This is a genomic window from Sandarakinorhabdus sp. (genome assembly GCF_032115815.1).
GTDB lineage: Bacteria > Pseudomonadota > Alphaproteobacteria > Sphingomonadales > Sphingomonadaceae > Sandarakinorhabdus.
Genome location: NZ_JAUMBI010000239.1, coordinates 1 through 334, shown reverse-complemented (window position 1 = coordinate 334; position 334 = coordinate 1).

The following is a 334-nucleotide window of genomic DNA, read 5'->3' as shown; positions in this document are numbered from 1 at the left end:
TGCTTTGCGGAACCTCCGTTCCCTCCGTTTCCGGGCCTGGGGTTGCCCCCGTGCCCGTGGCGCTTTGGCTGGCGTTTCAGCCCAGGCTGGTGGTCGTTTTCAGCGTCGTTTCGGCCTGATTTTCACCAGTCCAAACGCTGCGCCTTGACGGGCCCTCCAGCCCCACCATTTGCCGATTTCAATTCCCACCCAAGGGCAGGAATATACGTCTTCAATGGCGGTAACCGCTTCGTTCCGTTGGCATTTCTGCCGCCGTCAATTCCCGGCTACACATGGATGGTCTCACCGTTCGGGTGAGTCGTCAAAGTGAAATATTCGCCATCCAGCCTGTGGA